The organism is Mycolicibacterium gadium (assembly GCF_010728925.1).
GTDB classification, from domain to species: Bacteria; Actinomycetota; Actinomycetes; order Mycobacteriales; family Mycobacteriaceae; genus Mycobacterium; species Mycobacterium gadium.
In genome coordinates this window covers 3,656,041-3,679,741 of the sequence record NZ_AP022608.1, presented here as the reverse complement: position 1 = coordinate 3,679,741, position 23,701 = coordinate 3,656,041, and the positions used below count along the sequence as shown (strand labels likewise).

The 23,701-nt window shown below is 65.5% G+C and carries 26 protein-coding genes and 1 tRNA gene; 11 read left to right on the top strand and 16 right to left on the bottom strand.

Going from position 1 to position 23,701, the window contains the following annotated elements:
• Positions 1-2 precede the first annotated feature (2 nt).
• Positions 3-1,313: a spinster family MFS transporter gene (locus G6N36_RS18150; RefSeq protein ID WP_163688288.1), complete on the top strand. Its 1,311-nt coding sequence runs from the start codon at positions 3-5 to the stop codon at positions 1,311-1,313.
• On the opposite strand, the gene G6N36_RS18145 is transcribed toward G6N36_RS18150, so the two are convergent.
• A complete protein-coding gene (locus tag G6N36_RS18145; protein WP_163688286.1) occupies positions 1,281-2,960 on the bottom strand; it encodes an alpha-amylase family protein in 1,680 nt (559 codons plus the stop codon). The genes G6N36_RS18150 and G6N36_RS18145 overlap by 33 nt on opposite strands.
• The gene (locus G6N36_RS18140; RefSeq protein WP_163688283.1) at positions 2,957-3,940 is read right to left on the bottom strand and encodes a TIGR03885 family FMN-dependent LLM class oxidoreductase; all 984 of its coding nucleotides are present in this window, start codon (positions 3,938-3,940) and stop codon (positions 2,957-2,959) included. The genes G6N36_RS18145 and G6N36_RS18140 overlap by 4 nt, the downstream gene beginning before the upstream one ends.
• A 41-nt stretch (positions 3,941-3,981) precedes the next feature.
• Here G6N36_RS18140 and G6N36_RS18135 point away from each other — a divergent pair, with 41 nt between their 5' ends.
• Positions 3,982-5,010: an NADP-dependent oxidoreductase gene (locus G6N36_RS18135; RefSeq protein ID WP_163688281.1), complete on the top strand. Its 1,029-nt coding sequence runs from the start codon at positions 3,982-3,984 to the stop codon at positions 5,008-5,010.
• 32 nt (positions 5,011-5,042) lie between these two features.
• Positions 5,043-5,825 (top strand): cutinase family protein, encoded by a 783-nt coding sequence (locus G6N36_RS18130; RefSeq protein ID WP_163688279.1) that lies wholly within the window; start codon positions 5,043-5,045, stop codon positions 5,823-5,825.
• On the opposite strand, the gene G6N36_RS18125 is transcribed toward G6N36_RS18130, so the two are convergent.
• Together G6N36_RS18125 and G6N36_RS18120 are read right to left on the bottom strand one after the other, a co-directional pair.
• Complete coding sequence (locus tag G6N36_RS18125) at positions 5,809-6,780, bottom strand: SDR family NAD(P)-dependent oxidoreductase (protein WP_163690744.1); 972 nt, start codon at positions 6,778-6,780, stop codon at positions 5,809-5,811. The two genes, G6N36_RS18130 and G6N36_RS18125, sit on opposite strands and share 17 nt — an antisense overlap.
• Entirely contained in the window at positions 6,777-7,991 is a 1,215-nt protein-coding gene (locus tag G6N36_RS18120; protein ID WP_163688278.1) for a cytochrome P450, read from the bottom strand. Before G6N36_RS18120 ends, G6N36_RS18125 begins: the two co-directional genes overlap by 4 nt.
• Positions 7,992-8,085: 94 nt before the next feature.
• On the opposite strand from G6N36_RS18120, the gene G6N36_RS18115 reads away from it, so the two are divergent.
• Positions 8,086-8,715: a TetR/AcrR family transcriptional regulator gene (locus G6N36_RS18115; RefSeq protein ID WP_163688276.1), complete on the top strand. Its 630-nt coding sequence runs from the start codon at positions 8,086-8,088 to the stop codon at positions 8,713-8,715.
• Here the strand turns inward: G6N36_RS18115 and G6N36_RS18110 are convergent.
• The 3 genes from G6N36_RS18110 to G6N36_RS18100 form a co-directional block, all read right to left on the bottom strand.
• On the bottom strand, positions 8,712-9,419 hold the full coding sequence (locus G6N36_RS18110) for a cutinase family protein (protein WP_163688275.1): 708 nt from the start codon (positions 9,417-9,419) through the stop codon (positions 8,712-8,714). The two genes, G6N36_RS18115 and G6N36_RS18110, sit on opposite strands and share 4 nt — an antisense overlap.
• 117 nt (positions 9,420-9,536) lie before the next feature.
• A complete protein-coding gene (locus tag G6N36_RS18105; RefSeq protein ID WP_179964950.1) occupies positions 9,537-10,778 on the bottom strand; it encodes a DUF445 domain-containing protein in 1,242 nt (413 codons plus the stop codon).
• Between the two features lie 17 nt (positions 10,779-10,795).
• The gene (locus G6N36_RS18100) at positions 10,796-11,470 is read right to left on the bottom strand and encodes an Abi-alpha family protein (RefSeq protein ID WP_235690094.1); all 675 of its coding nucleotides are present in this window, start codon (positions 11,468-11,470) and stop codon (positions 10,796-10,798) included.
• Between the two features lie 93 nt (positions 11,471-11,563).
• Here G6N36_RS18100 and G6N36_RS18095 point away from each other — a divergent pair, with 93 nt between their 5' ends.
• The gene (locus tag G6N36_RS18095) at positions 11,564-12,448 is read left to right on the top strand and encodes an NAD(P)-dependent oxidoreductase (protein WP_163688271.1); all 885 of its coding nucleotides are present in this window, start codon (positions 11,564-11,566) and stop codon (positions 12,446-12,448) included.
• Here the strand turns inward: G6N36_RS18095 and G6N36_RS18090 are convergent.
• The 4 genes from G6N36_RS18090 to G6N36_RS18075 form a co-directional block, all read right to left on the bottom strand.
• Complete coding sequence (locus G6N36_RS18090) at positions 12,337-13,287, bottom strand: hypothetical protein (RefSeq protein WP_235690093.1); 951 nt, start codon at positions 13,285-13,287, stop codon at positions 12,337-12,339. The two genes, G6N36_RS18095 and G6N36_RS18090, sit on opposite strands and share 112 nt — an antisense overlap.
• A gap of 18 nt (positions 13,288-13,305) precedes the next feature.
• Positions 13,306-13,725 carry a cupin domain-containing protein gene (locus G6N36_RS18085; protein WP_163688270.1) on the bottom strand — a complete coding sequence of 140 codons (420 nt, stop codon included), beginning with the start codon at positions 13,723-13,725 and terminating at the stop codon, positions 13,306-13,308.
• A gap of 69 nt (positions 13,726-13,794) precedes the next feature.
• Positions 13,795-15,525: an L-aspartate oxidase gene (locus tag G6N36_RS18080; RefSeq protein WP_163688268.1), complete on the bottom strand. Its 1,731-nt coding sequence runs from the start codon at positions 15,523-15,525 to the stop codon at positions 13,795-13,797.
• A gap of 260 nt (positions 15,526-15,785) precedes the next feature.
• Positions 15,786-16,130 (bottom strand): hypothetical protein, encoded by a 345-nt coding sequence (locus tag G6N36_RS18075; RefSeq protein WP_163688267.1) that lies wholly within the window; start codon positions 16,128-16,130, stop codon positions 15,786-15,788.
• A 50-nt stretch (positions 16,131-16,180) separates the two neighbouring features.
• On the opposite strand from G6N36_RS18075, the gene G6N36_RS18070 reads away from it, so the two are divergent.
• Positions 16,181-16,447, top strand: coding sequence for a hypothetical protein (locus G6N36_RS18070; protein WP_163683900.1), 267 nt, complete (start codon positions 16,181-16,183; stop codon positions 16,445-16,447).
• On the opposite strand, the gene G6N36_RS18065 is transcribed toward G6N36_RS18070, so the two are convergent.
• Positions 16,444-16,881, bottom strand: coding sequence for a hypothetical protein (locus G6N36_RS18065; protein ID WP_234809789.1), 438 nt, complete (start codon positions 16,879-16,881; stop codon positions 16,444-16,446). The two genes, G6N36_RS18070 and G6N36_RS18065, sit on opposite strands and share 4 nt — an antisense overlap.
• A 173-nt stretch (positions 16,882-17,054) precedes the next feature.
• On the opposite strand from G6N36_RS18065, the gene G6N36_RS18060 reads away from it, so the two are divergent.
• A complete protein-coding gene (locus G6N36_RS18060; RefSeq protein WP_163690742.1) occupies positions 17,055-17,747 on the top strand; it encodes a cupin domain-containing protein in 693 nt (230 codons plus the stop codon).
• On the opposite strand, the gene G6N36_RS18055 is transcribed toward G6N36_RS18060, so the two are convergent.
• Both G6N36_RS18055 and G6N36_RS18050 read right to left on the bottom strand, forming a co-directional pair.
• The gene (locus G6N36_RS18055) at positions 17,744-18,148 is read right to left on the bottom strand and encodes an HNH endonuclease family protein (RefSeq protein WP_163688265.1); all 405 of its coding nucleotides are present in this window, start codon (positions 18,146-18,148) and stop codon (positions 17,744-17,746) included. The two genes, G6N36_RS18060 and G6N36_RS18055, sit on opposite strands and share 4 nt — an antisense overlap.
• A 48-nt stretch (positions 18,149-18,196) precedes the next feature.
• A tRNA-Thr gene (locus tag G6N36_RS18050) sits at positions 18,197-18,271 on the bottom strand.
• Positions 18,272-18,321: 50 nt separating this feature from the next.
• Between G6N36_RS18050 and G6N36_RS18045 the strand changes: the two genes are divergently transcribed.
• Positions 18,322-18,651: a hypothetical protein gene (locus G6N36_RS18045; protein WP_163688263.1), complete on the top strand. Its 330-nt coding sequence runs from the start codon at positions 18,322-18,324 to the stop codon at positions 18,649-18,651.
• Between the two features lie 2 nt (positions 18,652-18,653).
• Here the strand turns inward: G6N36_RS18045 and G6N36_RS18040 are convergent, their stop codons facing one another.
• The gene (locus G6N36_RS18040; protein WP_163688261.1) at positions 18,654-19,484 is read right to left on the bottom strand and encodes a hypothetical protein; all 831 of its coding nucleotides are present in this window, start codon (positions 19,482-19,484) and stop codon (positions 18,654-18,656) included.
• 94 nt (positions 19,485-19,578) lie between these two features.
• Here G6N36_RS18040 and G6N36_RS18035 point away from each other — a divergent pair, with 94 nt between their 5' ends.
• Positions 19,579-20,301, top strand: coding sequence for a response regulator transcription factor (locus tag G6N36_RS18035; RefSeq protein WP_163688259.1), 723 nt, complete (start codon positions 19,579-19,581; stop codon positions 20,299-20,301).
• A gap of 11 nt (positions 20,302-20,312) precedes the next feature.
• Positions 20,313-21,746 carry a sensor histidine kinase gene (locus tag G6N36_RS18030; RefSeq protein ID WP_163688256.1) on the top strand — a complete coding sequence of 478 codons (1,434 nt, stop codon included), beginning with the start codon at positions 20,313-20,315 and terminating at the stop codon, positions 21,744-21,746.
• Between the two features lie 3 nt (positions 21,747-21,749).
• Here the strand turns inward: G6N36_RS18030 and G6N36_RS18025 are convergent, their stop codons facing one another.
• Positions 21,750-22,154: an HIT family protein gene (locus G6N36_RS18025; RefSeq protein WP_163688254.1), complete on the bottom strand. Its 405-nt coding sequence runs from the start codon at positions 22,152-22,154 to the stop codon at positions 21,750-21,752.
• A 158-nt stretch (positions 22,155-22,312) separates the two neighbouring features.
• On the opposite strand from G6N36_RS18025, the gene G6N36_RS18020 reads away from it, so the two are divergent.
• The gene (locus tag G6N36_RS18020; RefSeq protein ID WP_308205935.1) at positions 22,313-23,689 is read left to right on the top strand and encodes an HNH endonuclease signature motif containing protein; all 1,377 of its coding nucleotides are present in this window, start codon (positions 22,313-22,315) and stop codon (positions 23,687-23,689) included.
• Positions 23,690-23,701 lie beyond the last annotated feature (12 nt).

The following is a 23,701-nucleotide window of genomic DNA, read 5'->3' as shown; positions in this document are numbered from 1 at the left end:
CCATGACCGAAGTTGCCGCGGACAAGTTCGTCGAACAAGCGACCCACAGCACCCGACGCGCCTGGGTGGCCGTCACGCTGCTTGCGGTGGTCGGCACCCTCAACTACGCCGACCGGTTTCTGCCCGCCGTCCTGGCCGAGCCGATCAAGAACGACCTGGCGTTGTCCGATACCGCAATCGGTGTCATCAACGGCTTCTGGTTCCTGGCCGTCTATGCGGTGCTGGGCCTCGTGATCGCCAGGATCGCCGACCGTGGCGCCTTCGGTCTGGTGATCTCGACGTGCCTGACCCTGTGGGGCGCCATGACGATGCTCGGCGGCGCCGTCCAGTCGGCATTCCAGCTCGCCCTCACCCGCGTAGGAGTCGCGGTGGGGGAGGCGGGCAGCACGCCGGCCGCGCATGCCTATGTGGCACGGAACTTTCCGCCGGAACGCCGCGCCGCACCGCTGGCCGTCATCACCCTGTCGATCCCAGTGGCTAGTGCCGCAAGCCTGCTCGGCGGCGGTCTGCTCGCACATTCGCTGGGATGGCGGACCGCGTTCGTGGTGATGGGCGCGATCAGCGTGTTGTTCGCGCCTTTGGTGCTCGTGGTCCTCGGACGCCGCCAACCGATGCCCGGGGTGACGGCACCCGCGGGCGGCGACGTGCAGGCGGTGAAAGTGCTTGACCTGCTGAAGAAGCCGAGCTTTTGTGCCGTTGTACTCGGCGCGGCGTTCATCTCGCTCGCGGGCTACTCGCTGACCACCTTCGCTCCGGCCTACCTCATGAGAGCCCGTGAGATGTCGTTGGCTGACGTGGGTGTGCAATACGGCCTGGCCAGCGGCCTGACCGGGATCTTGAGCCTGCTGATCGTCGGACGCGTCGCAGATCGCCTGTCCGCCAGGGATCCTCGCTGGTTGCTGTGGCTGGTGGTCGCGATGACCGCTGTCTTGCTCCCGTTTTCGGCACTGGCATTCATCGTGGAGGACCGCACGTGGTGCGTGTGGTTCATCGCGCTGAGCTACGTCATCGGGACTGCGCACATGGCGCCGTCGATTGCCGCGATCCAGCGGTTGGCACGAGCTGCCCAGCGCGCAACCGCCTCGGCGATCTTCTTGTTCGTCGGTTCCATGCTCGGATCGGTCGGGCCGTTCCTGACCGGCGTCATCAGCGATGCGCTCAAGGCCGACCTCGGCAACATGTCGCTGGGCCGGGCATTGCTCATCGTGCCTGCGGCACAGGTGATCGCGATCATCTGCTACCTCGCGGCGAGCAGGAGCTTCATGCGCGAGATCGTGGAATCAGATGATGGGCTGGTCGTCCGGGCGGCGTAACCGTAACCACCGATAGCCATAGGGTTCGAGGCCGATCTCGATGCGGCCCTTGGCATCGAGCGCATGCTCCGTGAGATCATCGAGCAGATCTACGAGCACGGAATCGGGCGGCGTGCTGTCAATCTGGATCGGCACGATGCAGCTGTCCGCGCCGAAATTGTGCAACGCGACCATCGCCCAGCCAGACTTCTCGCGGCACACGTGTGCCAGGACGGCCGGGTTGGGTTGCTCCAGGATTTCAGCTGTCGACCAGCCGATCTCCGGCTGCTGGCGGTAGGTGTAGATGAGGTTTCGCATGAACCACCAGAAGGAGCCGTGGTCGTGCCGCTGGTCGGCCGCGTTGACGCGGTCCGGACCGTACAGACCGTCGGGCATCGGGCGGGTCAGTCGACGCCTAGCCGCCTCGGAAAAGCCACCGTTGACCCCGTTCGTCCACTGCATCGGTGTGCGGACCGCGAATCGTCCTTCGATGTCGAGGTTCTCGGCCATCCCGATCTCCTCGCCGTAGAAGAGGACGGGTGTGCCGGGCATCGAGAACGCCAGCGAGTACGCCATGCGCATTCGTCGCTCATCGCCCCCGAGCATGGACGGAAGTCGCCGCCGCAGTCCGCGGCCGTAGAGTTGCATGTCCGGGTCCGGACCGAACGCGTCGAAGACCTCCTGTCGCTCCTCGTCGCCCAACTTGTCGAGCGTCAGCTCGTCGTGGTTGCGCACGAAGTTGGCCCACTGGCTGGTCACGTCGAGCGGGGGTCGCTCGCGTAAGGCGTCGGCGATCGGACCGGCGTCGCCACGCGCGAGCGCGAGATACATGTTCTGCATCGCGATGAAGTCGAACTGCATGTTCAGCCCGTCACCGTCGGGACCGCCGAAGAATGTCAGCTGGTCCTTGTACGGCAGGTTCACCTCGCCGAGCAGGACCGCGTCTCCCAGGCGGCGGGTGATGAAATTACGAATGTCGCCCAGGTACTCGTTGGGGTCGAACACTCCGGGGTCTCCGGGTGCGCCGTCCTTGGCGAAGAGGAACGGCACGGCGTCCACCCGAAAGCCCGAAACGCCAAGCTCGAGCCAGAACCCGAGAGTGCGCGAAATCTCCTCCTGCACTTGCGGGTTGGCGATGTTCAGGTCGGGTTGATGCTTCAGGAAGTGGTGCAGATACCACTCGTCGGTCTTGGGGTCGAGCTCCCACAGGCTGTCCTCCTGATCGGGGAAGACCACGTCCTTGCGACTCGACTTCGGTTTGGTCTTGCTCCACACGTAGTAGTCGCGGTACGAGTCGTCGGTGCTGCGGCGCGCCGACTTGAACCACGGGTGGGCATCGGAGGTGTGGTTCATGACGAAGTCGATGATGACCCGGATGCCGGCGGACTTGGCCGTGCGTACCAACTCGACGAAATCGCCGAGAGTTCCCAGGCGCGGGTCCACACCGAAGAAGTCGGTGATGTCGTAACCGTCGTCCACCCGGGCGGTCGGATAGAACGGCATCAACCACAGACAGGTCACACCGAGGTCGGCGAGATACTCGATCCGCTCCGACATGCCGCGGATATCACCGCAGCCGTCGCCGTTGTAGTCGTAGAAGGTTTCGATGTCCGCGCAGTAGAAGACGGCGTTCTTCCACCACAGGTCGGCGGTGTCGCAGTGCCTCATGCCCGTGCCACCTGTGGCGCAGTTGGAGACAGCGACGGCAGCACACGTTCACCGAACGCCTCGATGAAGGCGCTCTGATGCTGCCCGACGAAGTGCAGATAAAGCTCGTCCCATCCCTGCTCGATGTCTTGTTGCAACCATTCGGTGTGCTGACCCAGATCGTCTGAGACCCGGACGGATTGGCGGACGTCTTCGGGGGACACCTTCTCGGCGATCACGTCGAACGCCTCGACCGACTCGGTGTCCCAGCAGACCGGAGGATCGAACACGTTGCTGCGCCACTGATGATGGGCGATGGCGAGTGCCTCGTCCTCGGTGGGCGCCCAGCTGAGATGGATCTGGAGGCGAGCGGGCCCTCTGCCGCCGGCGTCGCGATAGGACTCCATGACCTTGCCCAGTGTCTCCCGTGACTGATTGACGGTGACCAGGCCGTCGGCCCACGCGGCATGGCGAGCCGCGGTGTCGGGCGTGACGGCCGGTCCGACGAGGTCTGGAACGACGTCGGGCAGCGTCCACAACCGCGCCCGGTTGACGTGCACGAGGCCGCTGTGGCTGACCTCCTCACCGTTGAGAAGACGCCGGATGACGTCGACACATTCGACGAGGCGTTCGTCGCGCACGTCCTTGCGCGGCCATTCATCGCCGGTGATCCGTTCGTTCGACGCTTCGCCCGATCCGAGCGCCGCCCAGAATCGCCCGGGAAACATCTGCGCGAGGGTCGCTATCGCCTGCGCGACGATGGCTGGGTGGTAGCGCTGCCCCGGCGCATTCACGACGCCGAACGGTAGTTGCGTGGTAGCGAGCGCGGCTCCCAGAAACGACCATGCGAAGCCCGACTCGCCTTGACGCTCACTCCAGGGGCTGAAGTGATCCGAGGACATGGCGGCAGTGAATCCGGCTTGTTCAGCGTGCTGGACGTCCCGCAGTAGTTGGCGGGGTGCGATCTGCTCGTGAGAGCAGTGAAAACCAATGACCGTCATGGGTGAGCGCATACCCGATATGGACGAGTAGTTTCACGTTCGTGGCTGACCTGATGAACCGGCAGATCGTCTTGCGTCGTCGTCCGACCGGGTTGGTTGCGCCCGATGACACCGAGTTGGTGACCACACCGGCGCCCGAGCCCGCCGAGGGTGAGGCACTGATCCGCACGACCTATGTCGGCATCGACGCCGCCGCGCGCACATGGCTCAACGATCAACCCGGCTATCTCCCGCCCGTGCAGATCGGTGAGGTCATCCGCGCGGCAGGCATCGGCGAGGTGGTCGCTTCGCGCTGTGAGGCCTACGCCGTCGGCGACGTCGTCACTACGCTCACCAATTTCCAGGAGTACGTGATCTGCCGCGACGACATCTTCACCACCCCGGTGCCCGGACCGCAGGACAAGGTCGACCAGCTCGCGGTGATGTCCGTGTACGGGCCGACGGGTGCGACCGCCTACTTCGGCATGGTCGGCATCGGTCAGCCCAAGGAGGGAGAGACGGTGGTCGTCTCCGCTGCGGCGGGAGCCACCGGATCGGTGGCCGGTCAGATCGCCAAGATCGCGGGCGCCCGCGTCGTGGGCATTGCCGGTGGTCCCGACAAGTGCAAGGCGGTCGTCGAGGACTTCGGATTCGATGCGTGCATCGACTACCGGGAGGACAACGTGAAGGCCGCGCTCAAGGAGCACTGCCCGCGCGGGGTCGATGTTTACTTCGACAACGTCGGCGGTCCGATTCTGGATGCAGTGCTCGGCCGTCTCGCACCGAAGGCGCGCGTGGTGCTGTGCGGTGTCATCTCCAGCTACCTCACCGGTGAGCATCCCGGACCTGCCAACTACGTGAACTTGCTCGCGAAAACCGCGACGATGCAGGGCTTCAACGCGCTGGATGAGTGGAGCCGATTCGATGAAGCGTTCGGCCCCCTGCGTAAGTGGTCGGATGAAGGCAAGCTCGTCCACCGCGAAACCATTTACGAGGGCATCGAGTCGTGCGTCGACGCCATGAACGGGTTGTTCACCGGGGCGAACATCGGGAAGATGTTGGTGAAGATCAGCGAGCCAAAAACCGGCTGAATACCTCCGAAAGAAAGGGGGTACAGGGGGGCATGGTTTCTAATGTCCTTCGTTTGCTCGGCGTCGCCGTCACCGCCGTCGCGGCACTCCTGATCTCCCCTGTCCCGTCCGCCACCGCCCAGGGATGTCCCGATGTCGAGGTGGTCTTTGCACGCGGCACCGGTGAACCGCCGGGCGTCGGCGGCGTCGGCCAGGCCTTTGTCGACGCCCTGCGGGCGCAGGCCGGCCCCCGGTCCATGAACGTCTATCCGGTCAACTACGCGGCCAGCAGCGACTTCATGGGAGATCGCATCGCCTTCGCCAGGACCGTCGTGGATGGCATCCGCGATGCGGGTACGCACATCGAGGCGACTGCGGCGAACTGCCCGGACACCAAGATCGTCCTCGGCGGCTTCTCCCAGGGCGCAGCCCTCGCAGGTTACGTGACCTCGGCCGAGATCCCTCAGGAGGTGCCCGCCGAGTACCGCGAGTTCATTCCGAATCCGATGCCCGCGGAGGTAGCTGACCATGTCGCGGCCGTGGTCCTGATCGGGCTGCCCTCGCAGGAGTTCCTGAGCACCGGAGGCGCCCCGCCCATCAGGATCGGTCCGTCCTACGTCGACAAGACCCTCAAGATCTGCGCGCCTGACGACAACATCTGCAACGGGGCACCGGCTGGTCCGCCCAGCTTCTCCCACGCGATGTACGGCGTGAACGGAACCACGAATGACGCGGCCGCTTACGTGGTCGCCAGACTTGGTCCCACCGCGCCACCTCCAGCCGCTGCGTCGATGACCCCGGCGCCTCCGGCCCCGTGGTCTATGCCGGTGCAGTGATCGTCGCGAATAGTTCGGCCATCTCGTCAGCCGGGCCACTGGGCACGGTGTAGCCGGTTTCGTCCCGGATCTCGTCTAGGTGCTCGTACACGTCCTCGACGGACAGCTCGCGACGATAGAAGCCCTTCGTCCTGCCGATGAAGAAGCGCGCCACGTGGCCCGCGCCGACGGTGTAGATCTCGCCCGACACCGGACACTGCCGGTGCGTCAGGAACGCCGCCACCGGTGCGACGAGTGCAGGGTCGAGCCTCTTCAGGTATCGGCCGGCGAGCTCGTCCAGGATGGCCTGTGCAGTGGCGTCGTCCTGTCGCGGCGCCGCGAACGCTGTGTCGACGGAGTGCTGCAGCATCCGCGTGAACGCAATCGGCGCGATGGCGTTCACCTTTATGTCGTCATCGCCTCCCTCGGCCGCCAGCACGCGGGTCAAGCCGACCAATCCGGTTTTGGCCGCGCCGTAGTTGCTCATCCGCTCGGCGCCCAGCAGACCGGCTGCCGAGCAGGTGTTGAGGATCCGGCCATAGCCCCGTGCTCGCATCACCTTCCACGCCGGCCGCGTCAGGTTGAACGCACCCCTCAGATGCACATCCACCAGCGGATCGAGGTATTCGGGCGTGACGTCCTCGAACGGGGCGTCGCGCACGATGCCCGCGTTGTTGATGAGGATGTCGACCCGACCCCACGCCCCAACGGCGGCGTCGATGATGGCCTGCCCGCCTTCGGGCGAGCTGACGCTGTGGTGGTCGGCGACTGCCTCTGCGCCCATCGCCCGGATCTCGTCGGCGACCGCGTCAGCAGTCCCGCGGTCCGAGCCGTCACCGGTGACGGAACCGCCGATGTCGTTGACGACGACGTGCGCGCCGCGTGACGCGAGCAGCAGTGCGTACTCCCGGCCGAGACCGCCGCCCGCGCCGCTGACCACCGCGACCTGGCCGTCGAACCGCAGCGTCGGTGTCACCACGTGACCGGAAGCTCTTTCATGCCGTAGATGCCGGATTCGCCCTTGAAACTCAGCTCGTCCACATCGACGGCCAGTTGCAGTCCCGGCACTCGTCGCGCCAGTGTCGTGAACGCGATCTGCATCTCGACCCGGGCGAGGTTCGCACCGATGCAACTATGCACGCCGTAGCCGAAACCCAAGTGCCCACGCGCATTTCGGTCACCGTCGAGTACATCTGGGTGGTCGACGAAGTCGGGATCCCAGTTTCCGGCGGGCAAGTTCATCACCAGCCAGTCGCCGGCGTAGATCTGTTGTCCGCCGAGGATGAGATCTTCGGTCGCGATCCGGTCGACCTGGCTGTGCACGATGGCAAGGTAGCGCAACAATTCCTCGACGATCTTGGCGATCACCGACTGGTCGTCGGTATGCCCGAGCAGCTCGAACATCTCCCGATGTTCCATCAGCGCAACGGTTCCCAGGGCGATCATGTTTGCCGTCGTCTCGTGACCGGCCTGCATCATGATCGCGCCGGTGACGGTGGCGGTCTCTGGACTGATATCGCCGGTCACCACATGATCGATGACGAGTCGGCTGAGCAGATCGTCGCCGGGCTCGTGCTTCTTGCGTTCGACCAGCTCGGCGATGTAGGCGAACATTTCCCCGAAGGCCTTCGCCTTCTCTTCGTCCGAGGTGTGCACGTCCAGTCCGACAGTCGTGTGATGGTGGAAGAGTTCGAGGTCATCGCTGGGTACGCCGAGCAGGTGTGCGATGACGAGCGAGGGCACCGGCAACGCGTAGGCACGCACGAGATCGGCCGGCGGGCCGGTCTCGAGCATCGCGTCGAGATAGTGATCGACGATCTCCTGGATCTGCTGACGCATACCGTCGACGCGCCGGAAGGTGAAGTCTCTGGTCAGCATTCGCCGGATGCGATGGTGTTCGGGATCGTCGACCCGCGCGAACATGATCGGCGTCTTGTTCTCGCTGTCCTTCGGCATCATTTCGGATGGAATGGTTTCGGCGGACAGCCGGGGATCGACGAGCGCGGCCCGGATGTCTTCGTACCGGCTGACCACCCATGTCGGCCTGCCCTGGTAGATCGCACGTCGCAGGCCGGGCTCGTCGCGCCACCGCGTGAACTCTGCGGGCGGGCGCAACGGGCAGGTCGCCGAGCGCGCAGCGGGGATTGCGGGGAGGTCGGACTCTACGGTTGTGGAAGTGCTTGTCATCACCGGTGTTTCCGTCAAGTGTCAGTGTCCTGACAGTTAGTCTTGAGCGTAGGACCCACCGGAGTGGCAGTCAACTGTCAGTTAGACTGGGTTGATGACCGACATCGCCGATCGGCCGTTGCGTGCCGACGCGGCACGCAACGCGGAGCGCATTCTTCGCGCAGCGCGTGACGTCTACGGCGAACTGGGGGCAGAGGCGCCGATGGAGGCCATCGCCCGCCGCGCGGGCGTCGGCGAGCGCACGCTGTATCGGCGATTTCCCACCAAGGGCGACTTGATCAACGCCGCACTGGACCAGAGCATCGCCGAGAACCTGACGCCGGTGATCGAGAAAGCCCTTGGCGACAAGGACCCGATGCGCGGACTCGTCGCGTTGATCGAGGCGGCGATCTCTCTGGGGGCCCGCGAGCATCACATGCTGACCGCGGCGCGTCGTGCGGGCGCGCTGCGGTCCGACGTCTCGGCCGAACTGAATGACGCCCTAGCCACGCTCATCACGCGCGGCCGGAAAGCGGGAGTGATCCGGGCCGACGTGGTTGCCGACGACCTGCCCCGCTTCATCGCGATGCTCTACGGCGTGCTGTCGACGATGGATTCCGACAGCGACGGCTGGCGGCGTTACGTCGCTCTGCTCATCGACTCGATATCGACGGGTGCGCGGCAGCGCACCCTCCCGCGCGCGGTGCCGCTGCGCTTCGAGCCCTCGCCGAACAGCTGGCCCTAGTGCGCGCTGGTGCCGCGGCCGGATGCGATGTGGTCGGCCGCATAGGTCGCGGCCTCGTCGATCATCCCGTTGACCGGATAGCTGTTGTGGGCGGCACCGTCCCCACCGCCGGCTGAGCAGATCGGGTCCGCGGGGGCGCACAGGTCAAGGGTTCTGCCCGAATACAGACTGCCGACGGTAATCGGCGGCGCGGCGGTGTTGATGGTCTGCAGAAAGCCGTTCGACGGCTTCCCGAACAGCGCCACCGCGGCGACATGGTCGGCGACGTCGGAGGGCATCGGACCGGTGATCCCCTGCGGCAGCGTGAATCCGGGCGGGACGCCGTCGGCCGTGATGTACCCGGCGACAGCGGCACCCTGTGAAAAACCTCCGAGGACGATATCGGTCTCGGGGCAGGTGTTGGCGACGTCCTGGACCTTGTTTCTCGCGTCGATGACGCCGTCTGCTGCGGTCGCGAAATCCAGTGACGCTGGGTAGTTCACGGGGTAGACGTCCATGGACTGGTCGCCGATCTTCGATTTCAGCGAATCGACGAACGCCTGGCCGACGCCGCCGACCCCCGGTGCCTCGAATGTGCCGCGCGCGAACACAACCTGCACATCCGGACACTGTGCGGCCGACGCCGAAGGGACAGCGACGGAGGGACTGAGCAACGCCGCCGCCGTCACCCCCGAAGCAACGACCAACTGATTGATGACCCGCATACCGACGCACCACCTGTGGATAGTTCTGGAACTGGGGTGGGGCTCAACGTTGCGCTCCGCGGGCGCGGAGTTCCCCTCCGGCGCAGGCGTAAAACACACGCGCTCATGTGATCTGGATCAATGCCCGAACTGTTCGATGATGAGTACCTGCAACTCGCCGACCACGCCGCCGAGGATACCGCCCACGGTGATCATCAAAGGCTCGTCGTCCTTGAAGATCGGTCGCAGAATCGACTCGTATTCTTCGTTCGTGAGCTGATCCATCTTCTCGACGATGGTGTTCTCGAGGTCTATCACGCTCGTCGCGTAGTCCTGTGCCTCGAGCAGTGTCGACGGGAGACGCTCGAGCACGAGCTCGACCACCCGGTCCTTGAGGGCGCGATAGCGTTTCGTGCCGACGGCGAGCACAACGAGCGGGCCCGCGATCCCCGTCTGTGCATCGATTGCCGCCTCGGTCTCCTTGGCGGCGAGCGCAAACAGCTTGTCGGAGCCGGGACCCTTGAGAATGCCGTCGAAAAGAATCTCCGGTGAGAACAGATCGTCGGCGAGGATCTTGGCGTAGTCGCGCGTGATCTTGTCGCGCTGGGCGTGCAGCATCCCCTGAAACGGGATGAAGCCCAGGAACTTCTTCTCGTGCACGGGCCGGAACAACATATTGAGCGCGATGTAGTCAGACAGAAAGCCGACGGCGAAACCGAACGCCGGCATGATCCACGGGTTCTTGAACAGGGCCCACGCGATCATCTGCACCAGACCGATGGCGAAGCCGAAATAGATTCCGCTGCGCCGGACGAAGGCCATCGCGTCGTCGCTGACACCGCGCATCAGCTTGTTGAGCTTCTCTTTGTTGCGCACCAGCGTGGTGACCGCAAGAAACTGCAGATCGACGTAGCGGACCAGGTCCGACTTCATCTCGTTGAGCATGTTCTCGGTGACCTTGGGCGCTTGCGCCTGAATCCGATCCTGGATGGCCCTGCGGGCGGGTTCGGGCAGTGAGTCCCACAGGCCGGGGCGAATCTGCTCGGCGAGGTCGCGTGTGATCTCGTCGATGGCCTCGACCAACGGGCCGCGCAAGGCCTCGACCGCTTCCGCGGCGTCGATTCGCTCCAGCAGCTCTTCGGGCTTGAGCAGGTTCGTGGTGAGCAACTCGATGGTCTTGGAGCCGACCTTGCCCGCGCGCCGCGGCACAATGCCCTGCCATCCGATCGGTCCGATGCCCTTGAACTCGAGTGGGCGGTAGATCATCTCCAGCGCAACGATTTTGGTGCCCCAGCCGACAAATGCGGCCACGAGTGGCATCGACAGGTAGATCAGCCAGTTGGCGCCGAAGTCGCTCTTGATCTCCGCCCAGGACTGCATGGCGACGACGAGATCGCTCACGTGCCGCCCTGCTGCATCGTCGCTTCCCACAATGACTTGCCGAGCCCGGACAGTGACAGGCTGAACTTGTCGACCTTTGCGACCAGAGGGCCGCGAGAGGCTCTCTTGATTGCGTCCAGTACCGCTGTTTCCGCCAGCAACACCTCGTAGTCGTCCTTCAGATCGGGATCCTCAGGACCGATCTCGACCAGCCCCAACGACAGTAGATGGCTGACGTAGGTGGGGACCATCGCGGGCAACGCGACATTGGCCGTACGACCGATGAGAGAGGCGTTCTCGAGGACGGCGCGGCCGGGCGCGGCGCGTCGAACCCAGTCGTGCACCGTTACCAACGGCGATGACGAGCCGTCGGAAAGCGCGCTGATGATGCGCGCTTCGTCGGCGACCAGCTGGTCGAGGATGTGGTGAAACAGTTCGACCTGGCTGCTGCTCGTGCTGTTGTCCAGCGCGCGGTCGAGCAGCTCGCGCATCTTCGAGCCAAGGGCGTCGGTTTGCGGAGCGGCGGGCGGGGTCGACGTCGGCCGGTCGGGCGGGGCTGCGGATTTGTCGGAGTCGTCGTCGAGCCATCCCATCAGGTATTCCTGCGTTCGGATGGACGTACGAAGCCAGTAGCGCGCAGCGCCGGTCGCGAGCCCGGCGACGCGTTCGAGCGGGTCCTGCGAGTTCCCCACGGCGCAACGGTAACGGCTCGACTGTAAGAATCGGCGAAAAGGGAGGTTGCGCGTGAACCAGGACACCTACAAGGGCCGGGGCTAGCAGCCGGTATGGACATCGGGTTCATCGGGCTGGGAAACATGGGGCTTCCGATCGTCTGCCGGCTGATGGATGCCGGGCATCGCGTCGTCGTCTTCGACACCCGAGCGGCCGTCGTCGACGACGCTGTGGCGCGCGGCGCCGAGTCCGCGCAGTCCGCGACCGACGTTGCCCACCGCGTAGCCACCGTCATGGCCAGCCTGCCGACGCCCCAGGCGTCCGGCGCCATCGCGGACGCCGTCGCCTGCGGGTCCGCCATCCGCCGCTTCGTCGACTTCGCCACGGTGGGAAGCCCGACAGCGCAACGCAATAGCGCGCTGCTGGCCCAGTCTGGTGTCGCTGCGCTCGACAGCCCGGTCAGCGGAGGCGTGCACGGCGCGGAGGCGGGCACGCTGGCGGTGATGGTGTCCGGACCACGAACCGATTTCGACGTATGCACAGCGGCGTTCGACGCGATCGGCCGCGCCACCTACATCAGCGCGAAACCCGGCGCGGCGCAGACGATGAAGCTCGTCAACAACCTGATCGCCGCATCGTCTTTGGCGGTCACCGCGGAAGCCGTGGCGATGGGAGTCAAGGCCGGTCTGGATGCACAGACAATGATCGATGTGCTCAACGCGGGATCGGGTGGGACCCACGCGAGCCGCGACAAGTTCCCACGAGCCGTGCTGCCGCGCACGTTCGACTACGGTTTCGCGACCGGCCTGATGGTCAAGGATGTCCGGCTCTATCTGGACGAGGCCAGGGCACTCGGAATGCCGACGCAGATGGCCGACGCCATCGCTCAACTGTGGGAGACGACGCTGGCATCAGAGGGGCCCGACTCCGACTTCACATCGATCGTCAAGCCGATCGAGGCGGCGGCAGGGGTTGTCATCGAGGCTCGAGAATCCTGAGTGGGGTGCAGCCACGCGGCGATATTGCGGACGTAGTCCTTGAACGCCGCCAGGCGTGATGGATACTCCTGGATCTGGGAGCCTTCGGGTTCGGTGACGAATGTCGGTGCGCCGCAGGCGAGATCCCAGTTGTAGTCGGCGAAGTGGTGAAAAGTCGACGCGGCCAGCGCGCGACCCATCCGTCGGCCGCCCTCGGTGAGCTCGCCGTCCAGCGCGACGGCGAGGCTGAACCGGCGGCCGGACGCGATGCTGCGGCCCTGGGCGACAACCGTCGCGAAGTCCACACACGCCGACACCGCACCCTCATGGGGATGCGCGGGGAACCACTCGATCCGGCCGCTGTCGGTTCGGGCCGTGCGCAACAAGTCGTGCACTGGTTCCGCGGCGAACACCGGCGGGTAGTCGCCGTTGGCGCCGGAGTGATAGTTGGGCCATGAGATCGTCGGCGTGTCTTGGTCGTCGCGCATCCTGGCCGGGTCGGGATTCTTCTCATGAAAGTGGTTGACCTGACCCAAACTTCCCAGACCGATCAGGCAGCTGCCGAGATCCTGGTGGTCGCGGGCGGTGAGCACCCCGCCGCCGTTCTCGCGGAACCGCACGATGGCTCGCGACTCGGCACCGGTGAGGCCATCGCCGACGTCGACGGCCAACAGCCAGAGCTGGTCGTAGTCAAGCTCGTCGAGCCTGCTCAGTATCGGATCGTCGGCTGTGCTGAGCCGATTGCGCGCCGTCACCTGGTGGCCCGCGGCGCGCAGCTCGTCGGCCAGCAGCGCAAACCGGGTGATGTCCCAATCGTCGAGGTGGTGCACAATCGTGGTCTGCAGCAGGATTTTGGACATCGGAATCCCTTCTTGCACTCAGGATTTGGTGGCGGGGACACGCTGGTCTCGGCGGGCCATCAGTTCGTCGTCTTCGACGAGGGTGAGCATCGGCTGACCCGGAACGCAGAGCATTGTGACGAGGAAGCGGACCTTGACGTCGTCGCGGGCATTTCCGTCCGAGTAGTGAATGACGTCGCCGCCGGGCTCCCAGAACGTCTCCCCGGCCTTGACCACGCGAGGCGCCTCACCCTCGAGTTCGAACAGCATCTCGCCCTCGAGTACATAGCCGAACGCCGGCCCGCTGTGACGGTGCGGTGGCGTGCCGGGGTCGCCCGGAGGGAATTCGACGGCGATGGTCATCGCATGCGAACCCGCGGCCACGTCCGGTGGTGTGGCCTCCTGCAGCACAGTGACCGCGGTCTGCCACGTGTTGCTGCGTTGCTTCGGTGTGGTCATCTGCGGCTCCTTCGGTTTTGCGGATACACCTCGAAGACCGGGCAGGCCCGAGATTTGTGACAGACCCGGTTATTCGACGAGCTTGCCGTCGGCGGACACCTCGCGCATGAGCCCGGCGATCTCGGCTGGGATCTCGGGAATGGGCTCGCGTGTCAGTTGTCCCGGTCCCGACCAGATGAAATTCACCTGCAGCGACTCGTCGAGCTCGGGGTAGTCGGAGCGGTTGTGGCAGCCGCGGGATTCGCGGCGTTCCAGCGCGGCCTCGAGCGTTGCACGCGCGGCCATCAGGCTCGACTTCAGATCGAAGGCGTGGGCCAGATCCTGATATCCGGCGATGTCGGGATGGACGCCGACCTGGGCGGCGTGCTCGTCGATCGCGTCGAGCTCGTGCAGGCCTGCGCGCAGTCCGCCCTCGTCGCGCACCACGCCGCAGTGTTCGGTCATGGTGTTGCGGACGCCGCGCTGCAGGTATCTGACGGTCTCGCCGCCCTTCGCCGAGAGCAGCGCGTCAATCTCGTCCCGGGCATGAGAAACCGCAGCGGCAGAACGTTGTTGGGCGCCAAGGGCCGTCGAGTAGGCGGCCGCGTCGGCGCCGACGATGCGGCCGTAGACGAGCAGTTCGATGAGCGAGTTGCCGCCGAGCCGGTTGGCGCCGTGCAGCCCGCTGGATGCCTCACCGATGGCGTACAGTCCCTGCACGTCGGTGGTGTGGTCCTCGGGCCGCACCCACACGCCGCCCATCGAATAGTGTGCCGTCGGTGCGATCTCGATGGGGGTGGTGGTGATGTCGAGCAGCTGTAGCTCCATCAGCGTGTGGTAGACCCGCGGCAGTCGCTCCATGATCTGTTCGCGCGGCAGGTGCGAAACGTCGAGCCAGACACCGCCACGAGGTGTGCCGCGACCCTCTTTGATTTCGGTGTACGCGGCGAGCGCGACGCGATCTCGGGTGGACAGCTCCATCCGCTCGGGGTCGTAACGCTTCATGAAGCGTTCGCCGAGGTCGTTGCGCAGGATTCCGCCCTCGCCGCGGGCGGCCTCGGAGACCAGTGTGCCCGCGGAATCCGCCGGCTCGATGAGCCCGGACGGATGGAACTGGACGAGTTCGGGATCGCGGATACGCGCACCCGCTTCGACAGCGAGACGGAAGGAATCACCGGTGTTTTCGTCGCGGCGAGATGAGGTGCGCCGCCAGATTCGGGTGTGTCCGCCGGCGGCGAGGATGACGGCGTCGGCGCGGATGACGTAGCGGGTGCCGTCGCTCAGGTCGAAGCCGTACGCCCCGAAAATCACCTTGTCGTGTACCAGGAGCCGGGTGATGTATACGGAGTCAAGAATCGGGATGTTCAGCTGCGCAGCGCGTTTGACTAGGGTGCGCTGGATCTCCAGCCCGGTGTAGTCGCCCGCGAAGGCGGTGCGGCGAAACGTGTGCGCACCGAAGAAACGTTGGGAGATCCTGCCGTCCTGCTCGCGGGCGAAGTGCATGCCATACCGCTCGAGGTCGCGGATGCCCTCGGCGGCGCCTTCCGTGACGACCCGGACCGTATGCGGGTTGGCCAGCAGGTAACTCTCTTTCAGGGTGTCGGCAGCGTGCTGCGCGGGACTGTCCTGCGGATCCATGGTCGCCAGCGCGGCGTTGATACCGCCGGCGGCCAATGTGGTGTGAGGGTCGGACTTGGGTCGCTTACCGACCGCCAGCACATCGATTCCGCGTTCCGCCAGTTCGATCGCTGCCCGTAGACCCGAGCCTCCGGTACCGATGACAAGCACAGACGTCGCGATCTGCTGTTCGAAGGTCTTCATGTCCTTATGACACCGCCGGCTGGCGTTCTGTGACAGATCTCGAAAGCGGACGTGCGTCTGAGTCCAATTCGGTTGAACCGCGGGCATGTACGCGGACCGGCCGTCCCTGCCGGTCGGCAAGTCGGAACGTGATGTGCTGCATCGACGTCGCACTCGGCCGGTCCGCGTGCGCAGAGATTATCACATCATCTGAACAGTTGGACATATAATATAGTGTGTGGTCGTACGGATGGGGGTCATGGCCGAGACGGCCTGAACTCCTAGAGGCCGCCGCACTCCGAGGGCCCGATGATGACGTTCCACGGCGGGCAGTGCGCCGGCCGCGGAGCAGGCGGGGGAGGCGGACCCATCGGCGGTGGTGGGGAATCCATCCATAGGTAGCTGGCCATCGCGTTGCCGTTCACATCGAACATCGGGATATTGCCCTTGCCCATCGGGACGGTGACGAAGGTGTGGCACACGTCCATGTCCCAGCCCAGGCCGTGCATCGGCAGCGGCTGGCCGGGGCACCACGTGTAACTGCCCTGGGCGGTTGCCGTTCCCATTCCGGCCGCGAGGGCGGCACACACGGCGACCCCTGTTGCGAACCGCGAGTATCGGTACATCTCTGGCTCCTTTCGAACGCCCAACTGAAAAATCGGCGTAGCCTGCAGTTATGTGGTCATCAGCGTTGATCGTTGGTGGATTGTGTGCTGCCCTGATCGCCACGGCGCCGGCCGCGCTCGCGGAACCGACTCCGGGGTATCCGGCGACCGACGCCAACGGCGTCCCGACGAACAGATCCGGTGGCCCCGCCCCGACGATGAACGGGATCACCTGCACGGGTGGCCATTACGGCGTGTGCTTCGCGATGGCGCAAAGTCAACAGCCGCGCAGGACTCCCCGTGTCACCGTGGGCCACAGCCCGACCGTCAGGAACTAGCGCCGCAACGAGCCTGGCGGCCAGTCATAGCCGATCTCATCGCAGATCGGCGGGATGATGATCAGCGATCCGCGCGGGCTGCAGAAGGGCATACCCGGCGGCGGCTGCAACGGAGCCGGGGGCGCGCCGACTGGAGCGGGTGGCGGCGAAGCCGGATGCGGGGAGCCCGACCACGGGTACATGGTGTTGGTGGTGACGTCCACGATGCCCTCGGAGGTCCAGTACCAGTCGTGCGGGACGTTCCAGTCCCACGTCAATACTTGACCGCCCGGCGGCGGGGGCTGGCCGGGTAGCCAGTGGGTGCATGTCTGGCCCGGGGGACAGTTGCCGCCCTGGTAGCTGGGTCCCTGGGCGGACGCGGTCGTCACCAATCCCAATCCGGCCAGCGCCAGACCGGTGGTCGCCACCGCGATTTTCGCGATTCGGTTGATCATCGTTCTCCTTCGTCGGGGCACGCATGAGTTGCGTCGCCGGTGTTGCCAAGTACAGAGCCCGACGTTGGCTACCGAACCCAACAATGATGGCCCAGCAAGCGTCCGGCTGAGTGAATTAGCGGCATACTCATCGGACTTCCGTCGCAGGTGCACGGCCGGCGTTAGGCTCACAGATCGTGACGGTGAATCGTCGCAAAGTCTTGGGTGCGGCAGGCCTGGCGGGCGCTGGCGCCGCGACCGGCGTGGGTGTTGACCGCCTCATCTCCAGCGGTTCCGGAAATAGTGAGAAGGAAACTCCGATGACTGTTTCGGATGATGCCGCGCGTTTCGGTGACCCACGAATACCCGCAGAAACGATCACCTCGCAGTCACACCTGTTCCGGCTCGGTGAGCAGCCGCGCAGCACGCACGACGGCGGCTGGTTCCAGCAGGCCAACGAGGACAACTTTCCAATCCTCAAGGGACAGGAAGCCAGTCTGTTGCTGCTCACGTTGGAGCCGGGTGGTATCCGTGAGCCCCACTGGCATCCGAGCGCGTGGGAACTCAACATCGTCACCCGCGGGGTGGCGACGTGGGTGGTCATCGATGGCAACGGCAACCACGAGAGCTTCGAACAACGGGTCAACGACCTCGTTTTCGCGCCCCAGGGGTCGTTCCACTACTTCGAGAACCGCGGGACCGACGATCTGACGATCATCATCATCCAGAACACGAGTGCGCCCGAAGACAAGGACAACATCGGTATCGGGGAGTCCATGAGCAGGCTGCCACCGCGGGTCCTGTCCGCCATATTCGGTGTTCCCGCAGAGACTTTCGGTTCGTTCAAGAAGATCGACAACTCGATCGTCATCCTGCGGTCGACTTAGTAGGACTGCCCGTCGGCGTACCGCTGCCGGCGAAAATGGCGTCCTTTCCCACGGTTGCGGCTCTTGTACGTCGCCAGCTGTGAGTCACAGTTGGGGCAGATCAGCCGCAGGTTCTCGCGTCGGTTGTTGTTCGGGTTCCCGTCGATGTGGTCCATCACCAATGCGAGCGGCAGGTCGAGCCAGATGCTCGGTGCGCCGCAGATCGCGCAACATCGCGACTGGGCATCGGCGATGTACTGCCGGATGTAATGGCCACGGGTGGTGCCTACCCGCGCCTGGCCGCATTCGAGCCAACGTTCCAGACTCGCCTTGCGCCGGAACGCCTGCTGACATGCGTTACCGCAGTAGACCTTCTGACTGCGCCTCGTGAGTGCACAGGCGCAATTGCGACACTGTCTCATGCTCGGAAGCTACGACGGGCCACCGACAACCAGGCGGGTGCCGGAACGTGGAGCCTCCTATCGGGATTGAACCGATGACATTCCGCTTACAAGGCGAACGCTCTACCACTGAGCTAAGGAGGCCTGCGGGCTAAGAGTTTATCGGGTCACCCTTTCGGGGAACTAGCTGCGGTGTGAGTGTCAAAGACGACCTGCTCGAGGACTTGCCGCATGTTTACCCGGGATTGAAGCGGCCCGACGTCGAGCGGCTGCTGACGTTGCTCGACCAGAGCGCCAGCACCGAGGCCAGCATGGGCCTGTCGATCGCCACCGCACTCGATCCGCTCGTGCCGAACGTCGCCCGACGAATCGAGTCGTACAAGGCGTCCGGCGACGTCGATGATTACCTGCGGATGCTGCGCGGCGCCGCGGTTCTGCTGCTTCAGGAGTGGCAGCCGCAGGGTCAACCTCCGCCGCCGGACAGCATCGCCAACTTGGTCGACAAGGTCGAACGCGACAGCTGAGATCACTCGTCGACGTCGATGACCCGTTGCGACGTCACGGTCCTCGACGCTTCAGCCCTGGCGCGGGCTCTGGGCCGTCGGCCGGGCAGGGGAATTCGGTCAGCGATGTTGCTCAGCGGGTTGACCACCTGACTCAGGGTGATGACGGCCTCGTGCAGGGCATCGATCGTCGGCGCCAACGCCTCCAGTCCGGGCGCCAACCGGTTCAGCGTGTCGGCGACATCGGCCAGTTTCAGCAAAGGGCCGTTCTCGTCGGTCAGGGTGTCCAGCAGCCCACCCTCGGCCAGTAGTCGGTCGGCCACTCCATCCTCGCGCAGCACCCGCTCGATCAAGCCGTCGTTGGCCAGCAGCTGATCGGCGAGCCCGCCAGGGGCGATAACCCGTGATATCGCGCCGTCGTCGGTGGTCATCCGGTCCAGCAGCCCACCCTCGGCGGTCACCTGGTCGACGATGCCGCCCGGTGCCAGTGCTCGGGCCACGGCTCCGTTCTCCGCGGTCAGCCGGTCCAGCAGCCCGCCCTCGGCGGTCACCTGGTCCACCACCCCGCCGGGGCGCAGCAGCCGGTCGAGTGGACCGTTGGGCGCCAGCGCCCGGCCCAGGGGCGCGTCGTCGTCCATGAGCCTGGCCAGCCGGTTTGCGCGTTCGACGGCGTCGTCGAGACCGAGCAAGTGTGCGAAGGAGGCCGACCCGACGGCGTCGGTACCCGTCTCACCGAGGGTCCGGTGCGCGATGCCGAGCGCGCCACTGGCCATCGAAAGCCCTGTCTCCGCCATTGCCAGTCCGACCCGGACCGGCGCTGTGGCGAGGTCGGTTACGGCTTTGCCGAGGTTCATTTCCCCAGTCTATGGACCGCGCAAGCATAAACTCACAGGAAGCACACAGCTATCGGGCAGGATCATTACCAGGCAAGAGGTGGACAGTAGCGAGATGGCGATGCCTGCTGCACCCGAAAAAGCCCCAGAAGCCAGGGTCCTCGTCGTCGACGACGAGATGAACATCGTGGAGCTTCTGTCGGTCAGTCTGAAGTTCCAGGGATTCGAGGTCTACACGGCGTCCAACGGCTCTGCCGCCCTGGACAAGGCCCGGGAAGTGAAGCCGGACGCGGTGATCCTCGACGTCATGATGCCCGGGATGGACGGATTCGGCGTGCTGCGCCGACTGCGCGCCGACGGTATCGACGCCCCGGCCCTGTTCCTCACGGCGCGCGACTCGCTGCAGGACAAGATCGCCGGCCTCACTCTCGGCGGCGACGACTACGTGACCAAGCCGTTCAGCCTCGAGGAGGTGGTGGCCCGCCTGCGGGTCATCCTGCGGCGTTCGGGCCGCGGCGCGGTCGAGGAGGCTCGCAGCTCCCGGCTGATCTTCGCCGACATCGAACTCGACGAGGACACCCATGAGGTGTGGAAGGCCGGCGAGCCGGTCGCGCTGTCGCCGACCGAGTTCACTCTGCTGCGGTACTTCATCATCAACGCGGGCACCGTGTTGTCGAAGCCGAAGATCCTCGACCACGTGTGGCGTTACGACTTCGGCGGGGACGTGAACGTCGTCGAGTCCTACGTCTCGTATCTTCGCCGCAAGATCGACACCGGCGAACAACGCCTGCTGCACACGTTGCGCGGTGTCGGCTACGTGTTGAGAGAGCCCCGCTGAACAATGGGGGTGTGGGCGCACTGAGCGGACGTGGCATCCCGCTGCGGGTTGGGCTCGTGGCCGCCACTCTCGTGCTGGTGGCGTGCGGTTTGCTCGCCGCCGACGTCGCGGTCACCTCGATCCTGCGCCACACGCTGAGCAACCGCGTCGACCAGGAACTGCTCGACGCCTCCCGCAGCTGGGCGCAAGCTCCCCGGCACCAGCCCGCGCTGCCCATGGAGGGACCCAATCCCGCGCGGCCGCCGTCGAACTTCTACGTCCGGGGCATCGGTCCCGACGGAAACATCTGGATGGCGGTCAACGACCGCGACGCCGAACCGGCGCTCCCTGACGACAACGACGTCGGGCCGGTCCCGGTGACCATTGGCTCGGTCGGCGACTCCGGCGTCGAATGGCGCGCGATGACGGTGCGCGGGCCGCAGGGAGAGCTCACCACCGTGGCCATCGACCTGTCCGACGTCCAGACGACGGTGCGGGCCCTGACGTACGCGCAACTCGGCATCGGCTTGGCGGTGCTGTTGGTGCTCGGGGTGGCCAGCTATGCCGTCGTGCATCGGAGCCTGCGCCCGCTCGCAGAAGTCGAACGGACCGCCGCGGCGATTGCGGCGGGTCAGCTCGACCGCCGGGTTCCAGAACGTGATCCCCGCACCGAGGTCGGCCGATTGTCGTTGGCGCTCAACGGGATGCTCGCTCAGATACAGAGTGCGATGGCGGCATCGGAGTCGTCCGCGGAGAAGGCGCGCGGGTCGGAGGAGCGGATGCGACGGTTCATCACCGATGCCAGCCATGAGTTGCGCACGCCGTTGACCACCATCCGGGGTTTCGCCGAGTTGTACCGGCAGGGCGCAGCCAACGACGTCGAGATGCTGATGAGCCGGATCGAAAGCGAATCGAGCCGGATGGGTCTGCTGGTCGAGGATCTGCTGCTGCTCGCGAGGCTCGATGCGCAGCGCCCGCTGGATCGGCGCAGGGTCGACCTGCTCGTGCTGGCGAGCGATGCCGTGCACGATGCGCGCTCGATCGCGCCGAAACGCACCATCACCATGGAGGTGTTCGACGGGCCGGGAACTCCCGAGGTGCTCGGTGACGAGCCGCGACTGCGGCAGGTGCTCTCCAACCTGATGACCAACGCGCTGCAGCACACCCCGGACACCGCCGACGTGACGGTGCGGGTGGGGACGGACGACGACACCGCGGTGATCGAGGTGTGCGACAAGGGTCCGGGGATGAGCGTGGAGGATGCGCAGCGCGTCTTCGAGCGGTTCTACCGCGCCGACTCGTCTCGCGCGCGGGCCAGCGGCGGGACCGGGCTCGGGCTCTCGATCGTCGACTCGCTCGTATACGCGCACGGCGGCTCGGTCAGCGTCGCCACCGCGCCGGGAAAGGGCTGCCGGTTCAGGGTCGAGCTACCGCGGATCGCCGACGTGCCCGCCCATGTCGGTTGAGCCTCAGCGCAATTCGGCCAGCGCGGCCTTGATTTTCGCCTGAGCGTCGTCGAGGGATTGCGGCGACGGGTTCTGGTCGGCGTTCGCGAAACCGAAGTCCGCGAGGTTGTTCGTGGGGAAGACGTGGACGTGGAGGTGCGGCACCTCCAGGCCGGCGATGATCACGCCCGCACGTTCAGCGGGGAAGGCCTTGACGACGGCCTTGCCGATCAGCTGCGACACCTCCATCACGCGGGCGAACACCGCGGGCTCGACGTCCTGCCAGTTGTCGATCTCCGCGCGCGGCACCACCAGCGTGTGGCCGACGGTGATGGGCGCAATCGTCAGGAATGCGACGATGTCGTCGTCCTCGTAGACGAATCGACCGGGTAGCTCTCCGTTGATGATCTTGGTGAACACGCTCGCCATGTCCGACAGCATTCCAGGGGGCAGGCCCCGGGCGCGACGGGGGTGGCGTCGGCAGTCTCGTCCCCCCAGTTGTCCCCAATCGGCAATTTATCCACAGGTCGGTGCTGAGAACAAAATGGCGTGTCTGTGCTGTCGGGTGCCGCCTATACGGTTCAGACATGTTCGATGGTTCCCTGCCTGAAATCGGCGAAGTCGCCGCGCTGAGTGATGCGGCGCTGATCGATGCCGCCGGTGGCTGGGGCCGTGTCGAGGCGGCGGCGTGCGCGCGCAAGCAGGCCGCGATGGCCGAGATCTTCGTCCGACGAACCGGTTTGGACGCCGGCGAGCGTGAGCTCTGGTGGGTTGACCCCGAAGCTGGTGTGGCCGCCGAACTGGCCGCCGCCTTGAATGTCAGCACCGGTATGGCGTTGCATCTGACTCATCGCGGTGTCGCCCTGCGCGACCGCCTGCCAAAGGTGGCCGAGCTATTTCACAGTGGGTCGATCAGCGACCTGCTGGTGCGCGCCATCGTGTGGCGCACCTATCTGATCGAGGATCCCGACGCGATGGCGAACGTGGACGCCGCGCTCGCCGAGCAGGTCGTCACGTGGGGACCCTTGTCGGCGAAGAAGACCGAACAAGCCATCGACGCCCTCGTCGAACGATTCGACCCGGGCGCGCTGCGGCGCAGCCGCGATAGCAGTCAGTACCGTGACGTGACGTTCGGCTCGCCGTCCGACGAAGCGGGGTGCACCAGCATGTGGGCTCGGCTGTTGACCGGGGATGCCAAGGTGCTCGAACAGCGGGTCAACGAAATCGCCGGCAGCGTGTGTGACGCCGACCCGCGGACCCTCGGTGAACGTCGTAGCGAGGCGTTGACGGCGCTGGCCGACGGCCTCACCGAACTGGCCTGCCAATGCGGTGACGCTGAATGTGCGGCGGCCGGACGTAGACGCACCTCGCCGACGTCCACGGTGGTCCATGTGATTGCCGACGCCGATACCGTGTCCGCGGCTCAGGTCGCATCCGCCACTGACACCGCTCCCGCATTCGTCATCGGCGGAGGGATTCTGCCCAGCTCGCTCCTTGCCGCGACACTCGAACGGGCTACCTCGCGCCAGGTTCGTCATCCCGGTGTCGACGCTTCACCTGAGACGCGCTATCGCCCCTCGGCCGGACTGGCCGCGTTCGTGCGTTGCCGGGATCTGACGTGTCGCTGGCCCGGCTGTGACAAGCCGGCCGACGTCTGCGATCTGGACCATACCGTGCCGTATCCGCTGGGGCCGACTCATGCGTCAAACCTGAAGTGCTTGTGCAGGTTTCACCACCTGTTGAAAACCTTTTGTGGTTGGCTTGATCAACAATTGCCCGACGGCAACGTCGTATGGACGGCGCCTACCGGGCACACGTACATCACCAGACCCGGAAGCGCCGAACTCTTTGCGAGCCTCTGCCGGTCGACTGGAAAACTCGCTTTGCCCGAGCCACGCACGATCGCCCAATCGACCGGTGATCGCGGCGCGATGATGCCCAAGCGTCGCCACACGCGCGTATAACCGCGCGAAAGC